Source organism: Ruegeria sp. HKCCA6837, assembly GCF_013034475.1.
GTDB lineage: Bacteria > Pseudomonadota > Alphaproteobacteria > Rhodobacterales > Rhodobacteraceae > Ruegeria.
On sequence record NZ_WQGD01000025.1, the window covers coordinates 1 to 18,815 of the forward strand.

The 18,815-nt window shown below is 54.0% G+C and carries 17 protein-coding genes; 10 read left to right on the plus strand and 7 right to left on the minus strand.

Features of this window, described 5'->3' with window-relative positions:
• Positions 1 to 149: 149 nt before the first annotated feature.
• Positions 150 to 1,928, plus strand: coding sequence for a caspase family protein (locus tag GOV91_RS20790; RefSeq protein ID WP_171236856.1), 1,779 nt, complete (start codon positions 150 to 152; stop codon positions 1,926 to 1,928).
• A gap of 41 nt (positions 1,929 to 1,969) precedes the next feature.
• Here the strand turns inward: GOV91_RS20790 and GOV91_RS20795 are convergent, their stop codons facing one another.
• Together GOV91_RS20795 and GOV91_RS20800 are read right to left on the minus strand one after the other, a co-directional pair.
• Positions 1,970 to 3,832, minus strand: coding sequence for a CHASE2 domain-containing protein (locus GOV91_RS20795; RefSeq protein WP_171236857.1), 1,863 nt, complete (start codon positions 3,830 to 3,832; stop codon positions 1,970 to 1,972).
• A 44-nt stretch (positions 3,833 to 3,876) separates the two neighbouring features.
• Positions 3,877 to 4,368 (minus strand): DUF928 domain-containing protein, encoded by a 492-nt coding sequence (locus GOV91_RS20800; protein ID WP_171236858.1) that lies wholly within the window; start codon positions 4,366 to 4,368, stop codon positions 3,877 to 3,879.
• A gap of 390 nt (positions 4,369 to 4,758) precedes the next feature.
• On the opposite strand from GOV91_RS20800, the gene GOV91_RS20805 reads away from it, so the two are divergent.
• The 3 genes from GOV91_RS20805 to GOV91_RS20815 all read left to right on the plus strand — a co-directional run bounded on the left by GOV91_RS20805 (position 4,759) and on the right by GOV91_RS20815 (position 8,855).
• On the plus strand, positions 4,759 to 6,525 hold the full coding sequence (locus GOV91_RS20805; RefSeq protein WP_171236859.1) for a caspase family protein: 1,767 nt from the start codon (positions 4,759 to 4,761) through the stop codon (positions 6,523 to 6,525).
• Positions 6,526 to 6,770: 245 nt separating this feature from the next.
• The gene (locus GOV91_RS20810; protein WP_254440743.1) at positions 6,771 to 8,357 is read left to right on the plus strand and encodes a caspase family protein; all 1,587 of its coding nucleotides are present in this window, start codon (positions 6,771 to 6,773) and stop codon (positions 8,355 to 8,357) included.
• 255 nt (positions 8,358 to 8,612) lie between these two features.
• Positions 8,613 to 8,855, plus strand: a complete 243-nt coding sequence (locus tag GOV91_RS20815) for a hypothetical protein (protein ID WP_171236860.1) — start codon at positions 8,613 to 8,615, stop codon at positions 8,853 to 8,855.
• A 327-nt stretch (positions 8,856 to 9,182) separates the two neighbouring features.
• On the opposite strand, the gene GOV91_RS20820 is transcribed toward GOV91_RS20815, so the two are convergent.
• Genes GOV91_RS20820 through GOV91_RS20835 form a run of 4 tightly spaced genes read right to left on the minus strand, consistent with a single transcriptional unit; the run spans position 9,183 to position 13,108 of the window.
• Complete coding sequence (locus GOV91_RS20820) at positions 9,183 to 9,932, minus strand: peptidase (RefSeq protein ID WP_171236861.1); 750 nt, start codon at positions 9,930 to 9,932, stop codon at positions 9,183 to 9,185.
• An 11-nt stretch (positions 9,933 to 9,943) separates the two neighbouring features.
• On the minus strand, positions 9,944 to 10,741 hold the full coding sequence (locus tag GOV91_RS20825; RefSeq protein WP_171236862.1) for a transglutaminase family protein: 798 nt from the start codon (positions 10,739 to 10,741) through the stop codon (positions 9,944 to 9,946).
• 4 nt (positions 10,742 to 10,745) lie between these two features.
• Complete coding sequence (locus GOV91_RS20830; RefSeq protein ID WP_171184201.1) at positions 10,746 to 11,687, minus strand: alpha-E domain-containing protein; 942 nt, start codon at positions 11,685 to 11,687, stop codon at positions 10,746 to 10,748.
• A gap of 2 nt (positions 11,688 to 11,689) precedes the next feature.
• Entirely contained in the window at positions 11,690 to 13,108 is a 1,419-nt protein-coding gene (locus GOV91_RS20835; RefSeq protein ID WP_171236863.1) for a circularly permuted type 2 ATP-grasp protein, read from the minus strand.
• A gap of 326 nt (positions 13,109 to 13,434) precedes the next feature.
• Between GOV91_RS20835 and GOV91_RS20840 the strand changes: the two genes are divergently transcribed.
• The gene (locus GOV91_RS20840) at positions 13,435 to 13,869 is read left to right on the plus strand and encodes an LCCL domain-containing protein (protein ID WP_171236864.1); all 435 of its coding nucleotides are present in this window, start codon (positions 13,435 to 13,437) and stop codon (positions 13,867 to 13,869) included.
• A 207-nt stretch (positions 13,870 to 14,076) separates the two neighbouring features.
• Here the strand turns inward: GOV91_RS20840 and GOV91_RS20845 are convergent, their stop codons facing one another.
• On the minus strand, positions 14,077 to 14,568 hold the full coding sequence (locus tag GOV91_RS20845; RefSeq protein WP_171236865.1) for a flavin reductase family protein: 492 nt from the start codon (positions 14,566 to 14,568) through the stop codon (positions 14,077 to 14,079).
• Positions 14,569 to 14,669: 101 nt separating this feature from the next.
• On the opposite strand from GOV91_RS20845, the gene GOV91_RS20850 reads away from it, so the two are divergent.
• From GOV91_RS20850 to GOV91_RS20870, 5 genes are all read left to right on the plus strand, one after another.
• Positions 14,670 to 15,644, plus strand: a complete 975-nt coding sequence (locus GOV91_RS20850) for a LysR substrate-binding domain-containing protein (protein WP_171236866.1) — start codon at positions 14,670 to 14,672, stop codon at positions 15,642 to 15,644.
• 106 nt (positions 15,645 to 15,750) lie between these two features.
• Positions 15,751 to 16,812, plus strand: coding sequence for an LLM class flavin-dependent oxidoreductase (locus tag GOV91_RS20855; RefSeq protein WP_171236867.1), 1,062 nt, complete (start codon positions 15,751 to 15,753; stop codon positions 16,810 to 16,812).
• Entirely contained in the window at positions 16,809 to 17,588 is a 780-nt protein-coding gene (locus tag GOV91_RS20860; RefSeq protein WP_171236868.1) for an SDR family NAD(P)-dependent oxidoreductase, read from the plus strand. Before GOV91_RS20855 ends, GOV91_RS20860 begins: the two co-directional genes overlap by 4 nt.
• A 3-nt stretch (positions 17,589 to 17,591) precedes the next feature.
• Positions 17,592 to 18,395, plus strand: coding sequence for an SDR family NAD(P)-dependent oxidoreductase (locus tag GOV91_RS20865; RefSeq protein ID WP_171236869.1), 804 nt, complete (start codon positions 17,592 to 17,594; stop codon positions 18,393 to 18,395).
• Entirely contained in the window at positions 18,383 to 18,730 is a 348-nt protein-coding gene (locus tag GOV91_RS20870) for a trimethylamine methyltransferase family protein (RefSeq protein WP_171236870.1), read from the plus strand. Before GOV91_RS20865 ends, GOV91_RS20870 begins: the two co-directional genes overlap by 13 nt.
• The last annotated feature ends 85 nt before the right edge of the window (positions 18,731 to 18,815 follow it).

An 18,815-nucleotide genomic window follows, 5' to 3' on the forward strand; every position in this document is an offset into this window, starting at 1 on the left:
CCCTTGTTCCCCCCTCTCGACCAAAGTAGTGGCCCAATTTTACGGGGCAAAGACAAAATCGGCGACGCACTCAGCAAGATATTTTAGCTTTATCGCGGTTTTATGTGGATTATTTTAAAGTAACTACGGCTTTTGTGGACGAAGTTGTAATGCTGGTACACCTTGTTTATCTGGGGTTTTCGCGACTTAGGTCTGGCTTCATTGCTATTGTGATGTTCGGACCTCCAATTGCACTGGCGGACATATCTGATGCCAGGCGTATGGCGCTTGTCATAGGAAATTCGCAGTATGAGTACGTTACAAATATCCCGAACTCGGCAAATGATGCGCGGGATATAGCGGCCGCGCTTGGTCGGATAAGTTTTAATGTGACCGAACTATACGATCTCGACTACCGTCAAATGCGGCTGGCCCTTCGGGATTTTTCCGATAAGGCTGAGAAAGCTGAGGTGGTGTTGGTCTATTTCGCGGGTCATGGCATCGAAATAGACAACACCAATTACTTGATTCCCACCAACGCGGAACTCAAAAGCGATAAGGATGTAGAATTCGAGGCTATACGGCTGGACTCGGTGCTAAATGCGGTATCTACGGCGAAAGGTCTCAAGCTTGTTCTTATTGACGCCTGCCGAAACAATCCGTTCCTTTCAGATATGGAGCGCACAACCGCAACGCGGTCCATCGGGCAGGGATTAGGCAGTATTGATCCCGGAGGTGTTCTGGTCGGTTATTCCGCGCGCGGCGGAACTCTGGCGTTGGACGGTGATGGCCGAAACAGCCCTTATGCCGAAGCCCTGCTTGAACATATTGAGGTGCCGGGGCTGGAACTTGGCAAACTGTTTCGAAAAGTACGCGACACGGTCTTTGAACTTACCGATGGTTATCAGGAGCCTTTTACCTACGGTTCATTGCCCCGGCGTGATATCTATCTGGTTCCGGCGGCGGTGAGTGCGCCGTCGGTCGTGCAGGAAGCCTCGAAGGTCGCGACCGATCCCGTGGACGAGCGTCAAAGTTCGGCCGAGCGGGTTTTGCGCGAAGCCCTGACACTTGCAGACGAAACCACGAAACAGAATGCGCTGAAATTGATTGCGCAGCTCTACCCGGACACGCGCGCCGGTCAATATGCGCAAGGTGTTTTGGATGCCGCCAGCGGCACGAACCGAAATCTGGCAACGCATGTTGCTCCAAAAACAACGGAAGAACCGCTGCGGCAGGACGTGCCCGAGGACAAGACTGCTGCACGGCCAAGTGCAACATCGAATACCGAAGCCAATTTGAATCTAAGCCGTGGCGACTACCGAAACATTCAGCGCGGCCTGAATGTTCTTGGCTTCGCTGCCGGACCTGAAGACGGTATTTTCGGCCCCAGATCGCGCGCCGCGCTTGAGAGATTTCAAAGTAAGAACAGCGTGGCCAGGACTGGCTATTTGACTGCAGAAAGCGTTGCAGTTCTCAGCAGCATTCCTCAGCCGGAACGCCAGGAACCGGCTCACAAGACAAGTCGGGGTCAGACGCAGGTTACTCCGGAAGCGGCGTCGGCGACCTCTACTGCGATTGGATTCAACGGCGAGTATATCGTTAACATTCGTCGGCGACCGGACCCGCTGGGCACGGATGCCGGTTCCGGGATCGACACGGTGCTTTGGCTGAAATATCGCAAGACCGATGCTGGATTCGCACTGGTCAGTGCGGTCGATCGCTCCAAAGGGGGTGATAGCTGGTCCAAGAAATATCGGGCGTCTTTGTCTGACAAAGGGCGCTTGAAAATTTCCGGACGCACGAATTTTCTGTTCAACAGCGTTTATGTGGTACCCTTCTCGGTCACGCTGGATTTGCCTTCAACTTTGGCACCCAACGCGTCAATACGCAGCAATCACGGGCGATTTGACAAGAACTGGTATGTCGATGTTGTTGTGACGCGACAATAGGATTCACCACCAATTCCACGATTAAACTAATTTCGCAGATCTCACTTTGATGCTGGTGCTTTCACCACCTGAATCTCTGTTCTGCCATCGTCATGAAAAAGCCCCGGTATAACTGGCCAGTTGCGGTCCGGATCGGTCAGCCGCGCAGTTTCCAGCGTCATGCAGATCGGACGGCATCCGTCCTTTTCAGGTGGCAGAGTCTTTATCCAGCTTTCCAGACGTGCGGCGATGTTTATCGTGTCGCCAATGACGTTGTAATGCATGGACCCTCTGACGCCCAGGGTGCCCCCAATTGCGTCTCCGCTGTTAAGTGCAATGCGCAGATTGTACGCAAGTTGGTTTTCAAGTGTTCCATTCAGCGTCGCAACGGCTTTGCGCATGGCATGGGCGCAGCGCAATGCGGCCTGCGCGTCCAATTGTCTTTGCTTGTGCGTTTCGCTGGGAATTGGCGCGCCAAACACAACCAATATGCCGTCGCCGGTGTATTTCTCGACAAACCCATTATGCGCGCGGGAAATTTCACTTAGCCGATCCAGTATGCGTGAGATCCACGCCATGAACGCTTCGGCATCCATCGAATTACCAGCAAGGGTCGATCCTTCAATATCCGCGAGCAGCGCCGTAACAAACAGTTGCCGAGATCGGGGCTTTCCACCAGACATTAGATATTTGCGTTGTTTCCAAATCTCAGCTGACAGCTCTTCGGACAGATGAGAAGAAAACACCTGCGCGATGGCACGTCTTTGGTTGCGCGAAAAGCCTGAGATGATCCCAAAGCCGCAAAGAAATCCAAAAGTCCAACCCAACAGAGACGGCGCGACGGGCATTAAAAAAGCGAACTGTTGAAACATGGACAATGCAACCGTTAGCGAGAGGCCACCCATCCCAGCCAACAACACCGCATTGCCGGTAACCCTGACGAAAACAGACACGCAGGCACCTAAGAAGACCGAAGCGAGGATGATGAACGCAGGAATCTGACCGTCCAAGGCGCGCAGCGGGGTGGCTTGGCCGTTGAAGTAGTCTATCAACTGTTGAACGATGGCGGCGTGGATTTCGGCCCCAAAGGTAAAATTTGACCCGGTTGACCGGTTGAGTGGTGTCAAAAAGTAATCTTTTACGGAATGACTGGTAACGCCGATTATCACAGCATTTCCTTTAAAGCGATCCAGCCCAGTTTGAGTCAGAATCTCTGCGGCGGGAACACTGCGTGTGATCGGCAATGCATTTTTGTAATCAATGACGATTTGATAGCCTGACGTATCCACGTTGCGGAACAGGTTTGCACCCGGGGCCAAAGGTTTTACAACTGTATCGCCAAACATCAAATAGCGCGGATTGTCGGGAGCGCTTTTCAATGCAGGTTGCCCGGTATGGGTCGCGGCCAAATGCATAGGCAGTGACAGGGAAATACCATCGTGCGAATTTACTAACAACAAGGCGCGTCGGGCAACGCCATCAGGGTCAATTGGAATATCAGCGAACCCCGTGTGCGAGTCTTGCGGCGCGGAAATGCCAGCAGTCTCGCCATCCTGTAGTTTCGAGATCACGAAAACTCTGGGATCGCTCAGCACCTCAAGCAAGGCGTCCCGACCTTCGCCTACCGGAACGTCTCTGTAAATGTCTACACCCACCGTAGTTGCACCAGAGGCGAGCAAATTGCTTACAATCTGCGCCAATTGCAGATCGGGGACAGGCCAGCCCCATTCGCCCAAATCTTTGTCATTGATGGCAGCCAGATAAACGTCTGCTATAGGTTTATCTTCGGCAAAGGCTGATGTTGTCCAATCGTATTGGAGAAGCTCAAGTGGTTCGAGTATGCCTTTTTTTCGGAGTTCGATCAGAGGTATGCCTACAATCAGTGAAATGACACAGACCAAAACCCAGCGTTGCCAAATCGGCATGAGCGATGACGTTCTCTGCCATGCATGCCTTGGACGCTTCAATTTCACGGACCTACGCCAGCTGAGTTCAGAAATTGTTCGAGTACGGCTGGGTTCGTCGCCTGCACTCGGCCGCTGAGGCCTATATCCACAAGTTCGGAGAGCGCATCGAACCACAGACCGGCTGCGGCCGGAGTGTCCGATCTAAATTCTTCCGGCAAACGCTCAATCAACCCTGACGACCGTTCGACCACCGCGTCAGTGTTTGGATCGAGCAGCTCAAGTTGCCAAAGGTAAACCTGGTCGGTGTCCAGCAAAAAATTTGACCTACTGAGGTCCAGACCATAATCACCGGGCGGGAAAGGACCCATGATGTGTAGTTCTGTTGCAGTCGTCCCGAGTGGATTCAGCTTGACGATTACATTTCCACGATGGCCGCGGGTTAGCCGCCAGATCAACGGCGGAAAGGCCTGAGTTGTTAACCCACCGTCCGCTGGAACCAGTAGCAATAGGTCAGAAGCGGCATCCGAAGGTATATTCCTTGTGCCAGCGCCCATTCGATCCTTTGGTGTGCCTATTTCAGGAGGAATGAATACAATTTCTGAGGACTTGTCGGCGCTTTTCTCATCGCCGGAAGCCAGTGCAAAAACGCTGGGAGACAGGCCTGCAGCCAGTACGAAGACAAAAACAGCTATTGATACCCAATTCCACGACACAAGACGCCTCGCGAAGAAAACTGCAAATAAATCCGCTTTCTGAAGGTTTAGCGTAGGCTTGAAATTACGTTGAGTCCAGTTCCTGCTCTATCTCGCTTCAGCTGATCCTAAGCTCGGTTATCAAGCAATTTTATGCTAAAATTAGGAACTGTTCGGTTCAGAATTGAGTCTGTACTTATGATTTCTGAAAGCAAATGGCGAAGCGGTGCCTGGTGTTTGTTGGTGGTTTGTTTGCTCCTGACCTTGCCGCTTGCGACAGAGGCTAAGGGCGAGCGCATAGCTCTTGTAATAGGTAACTCTGCCTATCAATACGTCCCGGACCTGCGCAATCCGACCAATGATGCCGAGGACATATCCAAGGCGTTACAGCGCGTTGGGTTTGAGGTTACACAACATCAAAACCTGAGTTACACCGATATGCGCATTGCATTGCGCGACTTTGCCGAAGCCGCAGCCAATGCGAAAGTGGCGCTCGTGTATTTCGCGGGTCATGGAATCGAAATCGAGAACACAAACTATCTGATACCGGTGAATGCAGCGCTGAAAAACGACCGGGATGTCGAATTCGAAGCCATTCGTCTGGACGCTATCGTGAATGCCATTGCTGGCTCGTCCGCGCTAAATATCGTGATTGTCGACGCATGCCGAAACAACCCGTTTTTAGCCCAGATGAAAAAGGCATCGAACACTCGTTCGATCGGGCGCGGTTTGGCCGCGGTAGAACCAGGAGGCGTCGTGGTCGGATACGCGGCCCGAGGTGGGACTCTGGCGCAGGATGGCGACGGTCGGAACAGCCCTTACGCGCAGGCGTTTCTGGAACATGTTGAACAACCGGGTCTGGAACTTGGCAAACTGTTCCGCAAGGTGCGCGACCGCGTGTTCACGCTGACCGACGGGTATCAGGAGCCTTTTGTCTACGGCTCACTTCCGGGCGAGGACATTTTTTTGGTTCCCAAGGTAGAACAAGCTGCATTGCCTGTGTTGGGCCTTAAAGAACCTGACGTATCAGGCGTGCAACCGCAGGTAACTGAGAAGAACGCGCTGGCCGCAGCTATGAAGGTGAACACCGTCAGGGGGTGGGATTTGGTTGCCAGATCCTATCGCACATCAACGTTATCCGAGCCCGAAATGCTGAAGCGGATGGCCCAGATCACACCTGCCTGGACCAGAAAGAGCGGGCGGTTCGACAAAATAGAAGCCGCGCTCTTGCCGGGCCCTGCTCAGAAAAAGGAAGTACAACAAAATCTTAACAGCGCAGGCTTCGACGTTGGCGCGCCCGACGGAGTTTTCGGGCCGCGGACACGATCAGGCATCAAGGCGCTTCAGGCCAAATTGGGGTTGGAACAATCCGGATATGTCGATCTTGCCGTCCTTTCCGGCCTGGGGATCAGGCCGCAGGCGGAGGATGGCGCGAGTTTTATCAGCAATCCTTTCGCTGTCCGACAGAATATTTCCGAGTTGAAAGTGTTAGGTGAATCCGAAGAAGTCACGCAAATTCTTGGCTGTTTGGGCCTACGTAAAAGTGTCTATGGTACGTTTCGTGGCAACCTTTACGTTGCGCTGGTCTATTCAGGCAGCGTGCAGAGTGCGCGTAGCGAGGCGCAAAAATGTGGATTGGATTTGGCCGCAATCACATCGGCTGCAGAGAATGCGTTCATCGTCCGAATGATTTCAAGTGACCCGGCTTTCTTTGCAATGGGATACGACAGCAAAACGAAAATCAGCTATAAGGCCGGACCTTATTTCGGGTTCAGAAAGGACCCCAAAGAAGACGGTGCCGTCATCGGATGGCGATGGTTCAGCGGAGAACCCGTGAGCTACACCAACTGGTTGCCATCCAAGCCAAACAAAACCCACGGCAAGGGCAGCAAATCATTCGCCCAATTTCAGTACGAAGCGCGAGGACGACGCGATCTTGACGATGTGACCCCGACAAAATGGTTCGATGGCTCTGGATGGAATGCGCGTTCCGTGGTCTTGGAAGGCTCTCTGAAGTAACGCGCTCTGCCCAAAGGGTTTCAGCGAACCTATATGTTTTATGAGGATACGCTGGCAATCGGATCGGAATATTCGATTCAATAAGGTTTTGTGGTAGTGTTAAGGCGTCTCAACTTGTTCCGATCGGGGGCACTTTGTTTTACAGTTCATTTCAATATCCTTTCAGGACATTCTTATGGCTGATAGGCTTTGCGATTTGGTTCTCTGTTTCGCATGTTGCGCACGCGGACACCAAACGGGTCGCATTGGTGATTGGAAATGCTGAGTATCAATATGTCGCCAATCTTCCAAATGCAGGCAATGATGCCTCGGATCTTGCCGAAGCCTTGCAACGCATCGGTTTCACGGTTTGGCACAATCAAAATCTAGATTACCGTGGTCTTCGCATTGCGTTGCGCGACTTTGGTCGAGCGGCGAAAGATGCGGATATGGCCATCATCTATTTTGCGGGTCACGGGATTGAGATCGAAAACACAAACTACCTCATTCCTGTAAACTCAGAGCTGCGCAGCGATCAGGATATCGAATTTGAAGCGATACGTCTGGACTCTGTTATCAGTTCCTTGTCGGGTGCCGATGGATTAAAGGTCGTTTTGATCGATGCGTGCCGGAACAACCCATTCCTGAGCACGATGGAAAGAAATGGCGGCACACGCTCCATCGGTCGCGGCTTGGGTCGTATTGACCCCAGCGGAGTTTTAGTAAGCTACGCAGCCAAGGGCGGAACGTTGGCTCTTGATGGAGAGGGGCGTAACAGCCCGTATGCCACAGCGCTGCTAAAGCACATCGATGAGCCCGGGCTGGAACTAGGTAAGATGTTCCGAAAGGTCCGCGACACCGTGTTTAAATTGACAGATGGGTTTCAGGAACCTTTCACCTACGGTTCTTTACCAAGCCAAGATATCTACCTAGTTCCGGTCACAGCGCCCGTTCCGACGGAAGCCAAGCGTGTCGGGCCTGAAAACCGTGAAATCTACGCTGACTTTGAGTTGGCTCGTTCACTCGGAACGCTGGATGCAATCGAGTCCTTTCTAAACCGCTATCAGGAACAGAATGATCACTTTGCGGTAACGCTCGCCCTTTCGCTTCGGGATGATCTGCGTGAGAAGGCAAGGCTACAAGCTGCTCATGACAACAAACTCAAAACGAACGACACGGAAGTCGCATTTGTGGCTCCGCAGGACAAGCCGACTGAGAAAGCACAAACACGCAGCCTGGTCCGTGACATTCAGAGCGAATTGAACCGCGTCGGATGCAGTGCGGGCGCGGCGGACGGCGTCGCAGGTCCTCGCACAAGAGCGGCATATACTAGATACCGGAACGCCCGAAAAAACCTAGGGCTTCCGGCGGAAGGTTTGAACCATCAACAGATTCTTATTGCGCTTAAGAAAGAACAGGGTCGCGTCTGCAAGGATGTTGCAGTTGCTGTAGGTTTTGACGGCGATTACGTCATCTCCATTCGGCGTAGATGGGATGATGACTATTGGCAGACTGCAACGCGCGGCGATGAATCCTATTACCCCGGAAAAATCGAACCACTCGCGTCATTGCGGATCAATCGGAAAAGCAGCAAAGTGACTCTGGTGTCCGCCCAAGCGTTTACCGGAGGTGGTCCGTGGTTCAAGGATTTCCGGGGGTCATTGGATGACAACGGTCAACTGAAACTCCGCTTCACCCTAAGCTCGCATTTTGGTCCACCGGTGACGCCCTACAAGGTTCGAATTGATGTAAAGTTGCCTCAAGGACTGCAACCCGACCGACGCCTCGTGTATGAGCCACGACGTATTGACGGCCAGTTTTTCCTGAATTTCCTGGTCAGGCGTGCAAACTAGCTTCCAACGGAATTCCCAAGATGACTAGGGTTGAAAAGAGCGGCATGAATACCAAGCTGCTTGCCGTTTGTGCCAAAGTTGTAGAGACCGATTTCTCCTACTTCGAAGTCGGCCGTCGGCTTGAGAGCCGTTTAAAATAGAATTTCCACTGAATCGCCTGAAGTAGCTACATGTTGTTGTAGAATTCCGTACCCTGCGATGAGGGCGGTGATATAGGAAGGTGGTGGTCGGGATAGTACAAGACAAATAATATTAATGGAACTTGATGGAGGGTCGCATTTGCACACAAGCAAAACACTTAAGTTTGATAGCCATTCGTTTGAAGCCAAGATGATCACCGATGAAGACGGTTGGTATCTAATTGTCGTTGTCGATGGAAATTCAACAAAAGTGGACGGCAGTATGCGCCGCGAAATCCTGCAAGACGCGACGCAATACAATGTTGGCGACCCGCGCGAGATAAATGCAGGCGTGTTGAAAAAAGCACATCAAGGATAGCGCAAGTTAGCGTAACTGTTTGGTCAAGACTGGTGGTTTATGACCGAGCTCGCTACGCGACCCAAAACCAAGAAGTTATTTGACGTATAACCTTGGCAATTCCTAGGCGGTTTTGACAGGCTTTTGTCATGAAGCTGATTACAGATTGTTGTACGGTACTAATGTCTGCTTTCTAGAGTGCATTTGCAGCATACGGATTGCATTTTTAGAGTCCGCTTAGGGCCGTTGTCACGCATCCCGGCAAACTGACTAATCGGCAGCTTTGTCCGCTTAGCGGTCGTTCGTTGCAACTTGCTGGAACGTCTGCACTGCGGACAAAGCGAACGCTCAATCGTTTGATTTTCGCCCCGATCTGTATTCTGGAAGTTTGGCCAAGGCCGATTTCAACGCGTCACCCCATCCATCGGAAACACTGCGAAAGTACTGGTCGTCAGCTTCGAATCTTGACCGCGTACCGCCGTCAAGGTTGTCTTCATCGTAGAGAAGCATGTCAAGCGGAGCCCCGACAGACAGATTGGCCTTAATCGTGGAGTCAAAACTGACGAGCAAGAGTTTTACGGTTTCTGAAAAACTCATTTCCGGATCATAGGCTCGCACCAAAATAGGGCGACCATATTTTGTCTCACCAATCTGAAAGAACGGGGTGTCGTCGCCGGCTTCGATAAAATTGCCTTCAGGGTAGATCAAAAACAGGCGAGACGGGCCGCCCTTGATCTGACCTCCAACAATGAGTGTCGCGTGAAAAGCGCTGTCAGCTTGCTGACCGGATCTGGCATGTTCCTCGATGACGTCGTTCAGTGTAGCCGCGACCAGTTGCGCGACTTGAAACATTGTCGGCGCTTCCAGGATCGATGGCGAACGATCTGCGGGCGCTTTTGTACGCTCTTCCAGAAGGCTTATTGTGGCCTGAGTAGTCGCGAGGTTCCCGGCCGTCAGGATCGTGATCGACCGGTCACCTTCGACTGTCCAATTGAACATCTTGTTGAAGGTCGAAACATTGTCGACGCCAGCATTCGTGCGCGTATCGGACATGAATACCAATCCGCAATTCAACCGCATGCCCACAGCATAGGTCATCAAACTCTCCGTTACTGCTGTGCGACTTGCAACTGCACTGTCAATTGCTCGCCCGCTGTCCCAAATCTGTTCCCTATTACCGGGGCAGCTTGGGCATAGTCCAGACCAGTTGCGACACGTACGTATCGATCGTCAGGTGAGATCCCGTTAGAAACATCAAACCCGACCCAGCCAAGCCCGTCCAAATGAACTTCGGCCCAGGCATGGGTTGCGTCCTGTAGCTCCGTTTCGTTCATCATCAGGTAACCCGATACATAGCGCGCTGGCACTCCGATCTGTCGTGCGCAAGCAATGAAAACATGCGTATGGTCCTGACACACGCCGCACCCAGCTTTAAGAGCGTCCTCTGCGCTCCAGCCCGGTTGCGAACTTCCAATTTCGTACGCGACCAGAGTTCGAACGCTTTCAGACAGGTCATGCATCTGCTCCAGCGGTTCACCTTTAGGCAATGCACCAACTACACCGGCGACCCCTTTCCCTGGTGCTGTCTGAGGTGTGTTTCGTTGGAACAACCACAAAGGCGTCGACCCTTCGTGACGCCCGAGAACGCCGTGTGTGTCTTCCACCTCAACGACGCCTTCAGAAATCAACGAGATGTTTTGGGTATTGGTTTCGAAACTGATCAATTCCACCGTATTGCGGTGGTAGTCTTCAAATGTCAGTTCTTTGCGCCCGCCGGTGATTTGGGTGTTCCAACTCACTATGCTCTGATTGCGAAATGACTTTGGTGTTTTCCTCAGTTGCTGCAGCCCGAAGGGAACCGGCGCGTCGAAGTCGTATCGTGTCTCGTGTCGAATGTGCAGTTTCATTTGGCTACTCGTAGAACCGGTAATCAATCTCGATTTGACGGCTTAAGTTGCCGAGATCCGTCAAAAAATCCTGAATGTACTCATGGAGCCCAAATTCAAAGATATCGGAAATCTTCTGGTCCAGGTATTTTTCGTAGAGAGCATTTGACGCCTCGCATGACGGTCCGGCAAAACCATAGTCCTTCTTCAGGTAAGACAGGTTCTCTTGAATCTTTCTGCAGCAGAAGTGAAGACTGCGCGGCATCCGCTGATCCAGGATCAGGAACCGGGCAATATCTGACGGTCGGGTTTTTTCGCCATGGGTCATTCGATACCCCCCGCCTGCGCCGACGGACCGGAGGATGCTTTCCCATTGGATGTTGTCCAAGGACGAGCCGACCGAGAAGGCTGTGGGCAGAAGTACATAGTATTTCACGTCCAGAATGCGCCCGGTATTGTCGGCCCGCTCGACAAATGTGCCAATGCGGGTGAAGTCGAAAATGTCATTGCGCAGCATTGTTCCCAATGTGGCACCACGGACCAAAGCCGCCTGTTGCCGAATAAGCTCCAGCGTCGCTGGCAGGTCCCGCTCATTCACACGCCGCTTCATGACCTCATCAATCTGCATCCAAGTCGCATTTACAGCACTCCAGACATCGTGGGTCAGCGCGGTTCGAACAAGGCGCGCGTTGTCTCGTGCTTGCTTGATAACCGACTTGATCGAGGACGGGTTGTCAGCGTCACGCAGCATCCAATCGACGGCATTCTCTTTTGAGATGTCATCGTATTTGGCGTGATACCCGTCTAGAACCCCGGCCGTTTTCAGAACAGAGCCCCATTCTTCGGCGGAGTTCTTAGTACGGGTCAATGCCATCCTCTGACCTGTTTCCAGCAGCCTGGCCGTGTTTTCCGCTCGCTCCAGGTACCGGGACATCCAGAACAACCCACCAGCAGTTTTTCCCAGCATGGTCAGTCCTCCAGAACCCAAGTGTCTTTGGTCCCGCCACCCTGGCTCGAGTTCACGACCAGTGACCCTTTCTTCAGCGCTACGCGGGTCAGGCCGCCGGGTGTGATATTGATCCCTTCAGGTGACACCAAAACGAACGGACGCAAATCGACATGTCTGGGGGCAAGGCCCGAACGCGCGAAAATCGGCACCGTCGAGAGCGATAAGGTCGGTTGAGCAATATAGTTGGCTGGCCGCGATTTGAGCTTGTCGCGGAAAGCCGAAATCTCCTTCTTGCTGGCAGTCGGGCCGATCAACATCCCGTAGCCGCCAGACCCGTGCACTTCTTTCACAACAAGCTCGGAAAGATTGTCCATTACATAAGACAAAGAGTCGGGGTCACTGCACCGCCAGGTAGGAACATTCTGAAGCAGAGGCTTCTCGCCCGTGTAGAACTCAACGATCTCGGGCATGTAGGAATAGATCGCCTTGTCATCGGCAATACCCGTTCCGGGCGCATTGGCGATTGTGATGCCGCCTGCGCGGTAAACGTCCAGAATGCCAGGCACGCCCAATGCGCTATCAGGGTTGAAATTCAGCGGATCCAGGAAGTCGTCATCAACCCGGCGATAAAGCACGTCGATGGGAGTATAGCCTCTGGTGGTGCGCATGCAGACGCGTCCGTCGACAACCCGCAGGTCGTGACCTTCAACCAATTCCACGGCCATCTGATCAGCAAGAAACGCATGTTCGTAATAGGCCGAATTATAGATGCCGGGGGTTAAAACCGCGACAGTGGGTTCCCCGTCTGCACAAGCCGGTGCACAGGCCGCCAGCGACCGTCGTAGATTGCGGGGGTAGTCAGAAACATTCCGAACATTGGTCGCGCTAAAAAGCTCAGGGAACATCTTCAGCATCGTCTCCCGGTTCTCCAGCATATAGCTGACCCCGGATGGCGTTCGGGCGTTGTCTTCCAGTACGAAAAACTCGTCTGGGCCGGTTCGCACCAGATCGACGCCGACAATGTGCGTATAAACCTGACCGGGCGGTGAGACACCAAGCATCTGCGGCAGGAACGCTTCATTTCCGGCAATCATCTCAGCCGGCACACGCCCGGCCCGGACTATTTCCTGACGGTGATAAATGTCGTGTAGAAATGCGTTGATTGCCCGCACCCGCTGTTCGATACCGCGTTCCAGCCGCTGCCATTCGCGCGTTGAAATGACTCGTGGCACGATATCAAACGGTATCAGGCGTTCCTCGGCCTCGGCTTTGCCGTAGACGTTAAAAGTTATACCCGTCAGCCTGAAAACCTCTTCGGCTTCGCGCTGTTTCGCCCTCAGTCGTGATGCGTCTTCCGCATTGAACCAGCGGCCGATCTCTTCGTATGGACCTCTGAGCGATCCATCGCCGTTGAACATTTCATCAAAATACACACTCATGCTTTGAGTTTTACGCATAGATCAGATTTTTCAAGTCATTCAGGCTTGGTTGGAAGCTGCCTTTAGAAGGAGCGTCTAATTTTCAGGCTAACTGGACAATTTCGTGAACTTAACAACGTGGCGTTCTTCGTGTCTCTAATTGAAGTCACATTCAGTTTTTTGAGTTCAACAGTATCTGGTTTTGTACTGCATCCGAACGTCCGCATTGGGCTCGGTGCGGTCATTCGGTAAAACTCCGTGAACGACTGCTATGCGGGACATAGCGGCCGTCGCAACTTGAACAAACACGTAGTACAATGACTGAGTTCAAACGGAGGGTTCTTGAGATGGCGAAATACTCACGCACTTTCATATTGGTCTTTTTTACCTCGCTCGCCGTAGTGCCAGCTAACGCGCAAAGCGAGGAAAAAGAGCCGGTAACAAACCCCGTTTTGTTTCCAGATTGCCCGCCGCAACTTGCAAATCGGGGTGACACGCAACCTTTTTCGACAGAGCCCTTCAATTGTCATTGCTCTGCTGAAGCCAGAAGACTTCGAGGCGGCTATGCGTACGGCAGTGGGCCATACGACGGAATAAGCAATATCTGCATGGCCGCGCTTCATGCCGGAGCAACAGGAAAAGAGGGAGGTGACGTTCGTGTCATTCCTGGGCCTGTTCAGGAGAGCTTTGTAGGCACCCTTGCGAACGGAGTCTTTAGCTCAGACTGGGACCATCCAAGTCAATTCGGCAGTTTTGATGTAGAGCGATTTGTGGGCCACTAGTGACAAGTACACTAAAGAGACGCTCAACCAAATTGACAGAATGTCGGCTCTGCAGACAAAACGGTCTTTCGATCATTCGTCGCGAACTTCCGTTGTTGCGGTGTGTGGAGACATTGATTCGACGCCTGGTTGAGCTTTCCTGCAAGCCTTATCGTACGTTAAACATCTATATTCCATGTATATTCTCCAATGCCTTCGAAAGCTGGTTTATTCGGGATCGACCAGTGATCGAAATCCGCCATCCCAATACGCTAGCGGTTTAGCCTCAGAGCTTTCGGCGCGTTCGACCTTGCCGATCAGAATGCGGTGCGTGCCGAATGATACTGTCTGAATATGCAGGCAGGTGAAGATTGCGGCAGCATCAGACAAGACCGGCAGGCTCGTCCGTTGGTCAATCGTCCAAAGTTCAGAGGCAAAACTACGCTGATCCTCAAGGTCGGGGACGCCGGCGAACGCAAGCGCTAGCTTGTCATGCTGCTGCGCGATGTAGTTGACGCAATAGACTCCATGTTCCTCTATCATGCCCAGAATGCGGCTTTTCTTGTTGATGCAAATCAGCACCGCAGGGGGCCCTGCCGTCAGCGAACAGACGGCGCTGACAGTTGCGCCATGGCGGCCGTGTTCACCACTGGTGGTGACAATCGAAACGGGTGTGACGGCCTTGCGCATCGCGGATGTGAATTCAGTGGGGTCCAGCATGACCACTCCTTTGGCTTCACGCCTTTCTGAAATTTCAGGTGCCTTGATCGCAAGATCGAATTGCTTAAGCTTTGCCTAACGAAATCTTGTGCAGGCAGATCATGCGACGTGCACTTCGCAACAAGCTGGACCAACTTCGCCCCGGTGCCTTGTCCAAGCTCGAACCGGTTGGGTTCGATAGCAATCGCATGCGGCGAACCCTGCCGCCGTTGCAGACTCTGATCGCCTTTGAAGCCGCCGCGCGGTTGCAAAGCTTCACGCTGGCCGCTGCGGAATTGAACCTGACGCAACCGGCAGTCAGCCAGCAGGTCAAGCTGTTGGAACACCGTCTGGGCATCAAACTCTTCCGTCGCCGCAACAACATGATCTTGCTGACCGAACAAGGTGAGCAATTTGCCGAAGACGTGACCGAGATGCTCAATACTCTCGGCGAAAGCGTGCAGAATCTGGCCCCTGATGCCGGACGGACGACGCTGACGGTCAGCCTGCTACCCTCGTTCGCCTCGACGTGGTTTGCGTCGCGGGCGCATCGGTTTGTCGAGACCAACCCCTTGGTCGATTTGTTAACGTTGTCGACCGTGGCCAAGACTGGCTTTGGCCAAGAGGATGCGGATGTCGCCATTCGCTGGGGCCCCGGCGGTTATACCGACGGGTACGAGGAGCGCCTTTTCGGTGAACAGCACATTCTGGTCGCCTCGGCGAAAACGGCTGCGATGTTGGGCGATGTGTCGGACATCAACGCACTGGCAGAGCTGCCTTTTCTGCATGACACTAATTACAGTGAATGGCGTGCAGTGATCGAGGTGAATGGCGGTGAACCGGCGGCGTTCGAACATGGGGCTTATTTCGGCGACAGCAGCGCCACGGTGAACGCCATTCTCTACAGTCAAGGCATCGGCGTTGTACGCGACGTGATTGCCCGACATTTGCTGGCCGCGGGGGCTTTGATCCAGTTGCCGTTCGAACCGGTCGAGGGGCCGTTTTCCTACCACTTTATCTGCCCCGAACGTCGTGTCGAACAGCCCCGCGTTCAGGCATTTCTGACTTGGTTGCGTCACGAAGCGCAAACTGCATAAGAAATTCTTTGCCACTGATAAAGAATTCACCATTTGGTGCTTTGTCAGCTTTCGGCAAGACTGCGCGGAATACGTGAAGCAGTAGCCAGACAGGAGCGAGAGGGACATGGAATTTTCGTTGTTCAACCTGATGACCAAGCCTGTTGATGGGTCATCACATGCGGATGTGTTCAACCAGATGCGCAGCATGACGAAAATGGTCGACGATGCGGGCTTTGACGTCGCCTGGTTCGCCGAACATCACCTGTCGAACTATTGTATATCACCTTCGCCGCTGATGACGGCTTCGAACATGGCCGCGCAGACCAAACGGATCAAGGTTGGGCCTGCGGTTGTGGTGATGCCCTTCTATGAACCTCTGCGTCTGGTCGAGGATATTTGCCTTGCCGATCAGTTGACCGAGGGCCGGCTGGTGCTGGGTCTGGGCACCGGGTATCAGCCGCGCGAATTCAAGAAGTTCGGGTTCGAGATTGATGACCGCCTGATGCGTGGGCTGGAGATTTGGGATTGCATCGAACAGGGCGTCTATGGCGGTGTGATCGACTATGAGGGCGACCATATTCAGATCAGCGACGCGGCGCTTTCCATCGCGCCGGTGCAGGATCGCATCCGCACCTTCGCCGTGGGCAACGCGCCCGAGATGCGCCAGAAGATGATCGATTACGGGGCTGAAACGCTAACCACACCCGCCATCGGCCCCAACGCAATCGTTGGTACCGCGCGGCGCCTGTACAAGGAAACGCGCGCCGAGAACGGCATGACGGGGGATGACTTCCCCTTTGCGGTACAGCGCTATATCTACGTCGCTCAGGACAAAGACGACGCCCGCGCCGCAGCCGAGCAGGTGCTGATCCACGCCCGTATGGCCAACAACATGCGCCGTCCTGAACCGCTGATGGATGGCGCAGACCTCAAGATCATGCCTTTTGACAATGAACCCGACATCGACACGGTTCTGCAACGCGCCATCATCGGCGATGCCGAAGAGGTCACGCAACGCATCGTCGTCGAGGCGCGCGAGTTTGGCATCACCCATCTGAGCGTCTTCATGCAGATCGCCTCAATCCCCTTTACCAATACGCTGCGCTCGCTGGAACTGTTCTGCGATCAGGTCAAGCCTGCGGTGAATGCCGCGCTTGAGGCGGACAAGGCTGCTTTGGCTTCATGAGCGGGTCGAATTTCTCGCTGGCCGGAAAAACCATACTGATCACCGGGGCCGCGCGCGGATTGGGTGCGGCCATGGCACAGGCCTGCGCCGCGCAGGGGGCGCAATTGTGCCTGCAGGACATCAACGCCCAAGCCATCGAGGCCATGGCGGACAGCTTGCGCCCTAGGGGCGCGACCGTGCAAACAGCCGCCTTCGACCTGACCGATTTCGACGCCTGCACCGATTGGGTGAAGGGCATCGGTTCGATCTGGGGCTTGATCAATAATGCCGGGATCACCAATCACGGGCATGTGCTGGATCAGACCATCGACGATTACCGATCCATGTATGACCTGCACGTCTTTGCACCCTTTGTGCTGGCGCAGGAGGCGGCAAAGGTGATGCTGGCCAATCCGGGGCCGCAGCGGGGGCGGATCGTCTCGGTCTCGTCCATCGCGGCCACGCATCCGCGCCCGGGGATCGGTAACTATGCCTCGTCCAAGGCGGCCATCGCGGGTTTGACGCGGTCGCTGGCGGCGGATTTCGGGGCGGATGGCATCTGCGCCAATGCCATTGCACCGGGTTATGTCCTGACGGAGATGAATCGCCAAATCCTTAGCGACGATGAGTTCGTGCGACGGATCGAAAGCCGAACCCCGGTGGCGCGATGGGCCGAGCCTGCGGAAATCGCGGCGCCCGTCGCGTTCCTGATGTCCGAGGCGGCGTCTTACATCAACGGGCAATTGCTGGCCATTGACGGTGGCATGAACGCCTTTTTGCAATCGAACGAGGGGTAACATATGGCGCGTCTTGCGGGGAAAATCGCCTTGGTGACGGGCGCGGGCTCGATGAAGGGCGGCATGGGCAATGGCAAGGCCACAGCGATCCGATTGGCGCAGGAGGGTGCCGCCATCGCCGCGCTGGATCTGGATCAGACCGCCGCTGAGGAAACCTGTGACCTGATCCGGCAGGAAGGCGGGCGGGCCTTTGCCCTGACCGCAGACGTAACGCAAGAGGATCAGGTAAAGACCGCCGTTGATCGATGCATGTCCGAATTCGGCCAGATCGACATCCTGCAAAATAACGTTGGTATTCTGAAAACCGGCGGCGCCATGGACAGCACGGTCGAGGATTGGGACGCGCTGGTCCATGTGAACATGAAGGCGGTCTTTCTGCCTACCAAACATGTCCTGCCACATTTCGTCGAGCGCGGCGTAGGGGTTGTGACCAATATCTCGTCCATCGCAGGGCTGCGCTATTTGGGCACGCCTTATATCGGGTATAACGCCACAAAGGGCTCGATCATTTCATTCACCCGCAATCTGGCAGCGGAAATGGCGCCGCATGGGGTGCGGGCGAATGCGATCCTGCCGGGGTTCATCGACACGCCGATGGCGCGCAACATCACCGAACAGAACACGGATGACCCTGATACGATCGACTGGGACGCGCTAGACAAACAGCGCGCCGCGCGTATCCCGCTGGGCCGCGTGGGCACCCCGTGGGACGTGGCCAATGCAGCCGTGTTTCTGGCCAGTGATGATGCGTCATATATCACCGGCACCGAGATCACCGTCGACGGAGGCGTTTCATGCCGCGTGTAGAGGGGCGATCGGGGCGTGCCGCGCGGATACAGAACCAGAAAGCAGTACAGACACGTCTAGCACCAGTGACCCGCAAGTTGAAACCGCTGCAAGTGCTGGACGCTGACGCGATTGAACGTATCCACGACGCCTCGCTTTCGATCCTTGAAGAGGTTGGGATCGATTTTCGTGATCCCGTCGCGCTGGGCCATTGGCGGCAGGCCGGGGCGGATGTTTCCGGAGATCGGGTTCGGATAGACTGCTTTGGGCTCGTGGCAGACATTCGCCCAAATTCACAGAATGACTGCAATGCGAACAAAGTGGATATTTCACCAGGTAAGGGAGAACGACAGTAATTCTCGAATTCCCTGGAAAACGGACTATGCTCTGACGAGCAAAAGTACGTTGTTCCGTTCTTCGAAAACCAGATTTCAACACGCT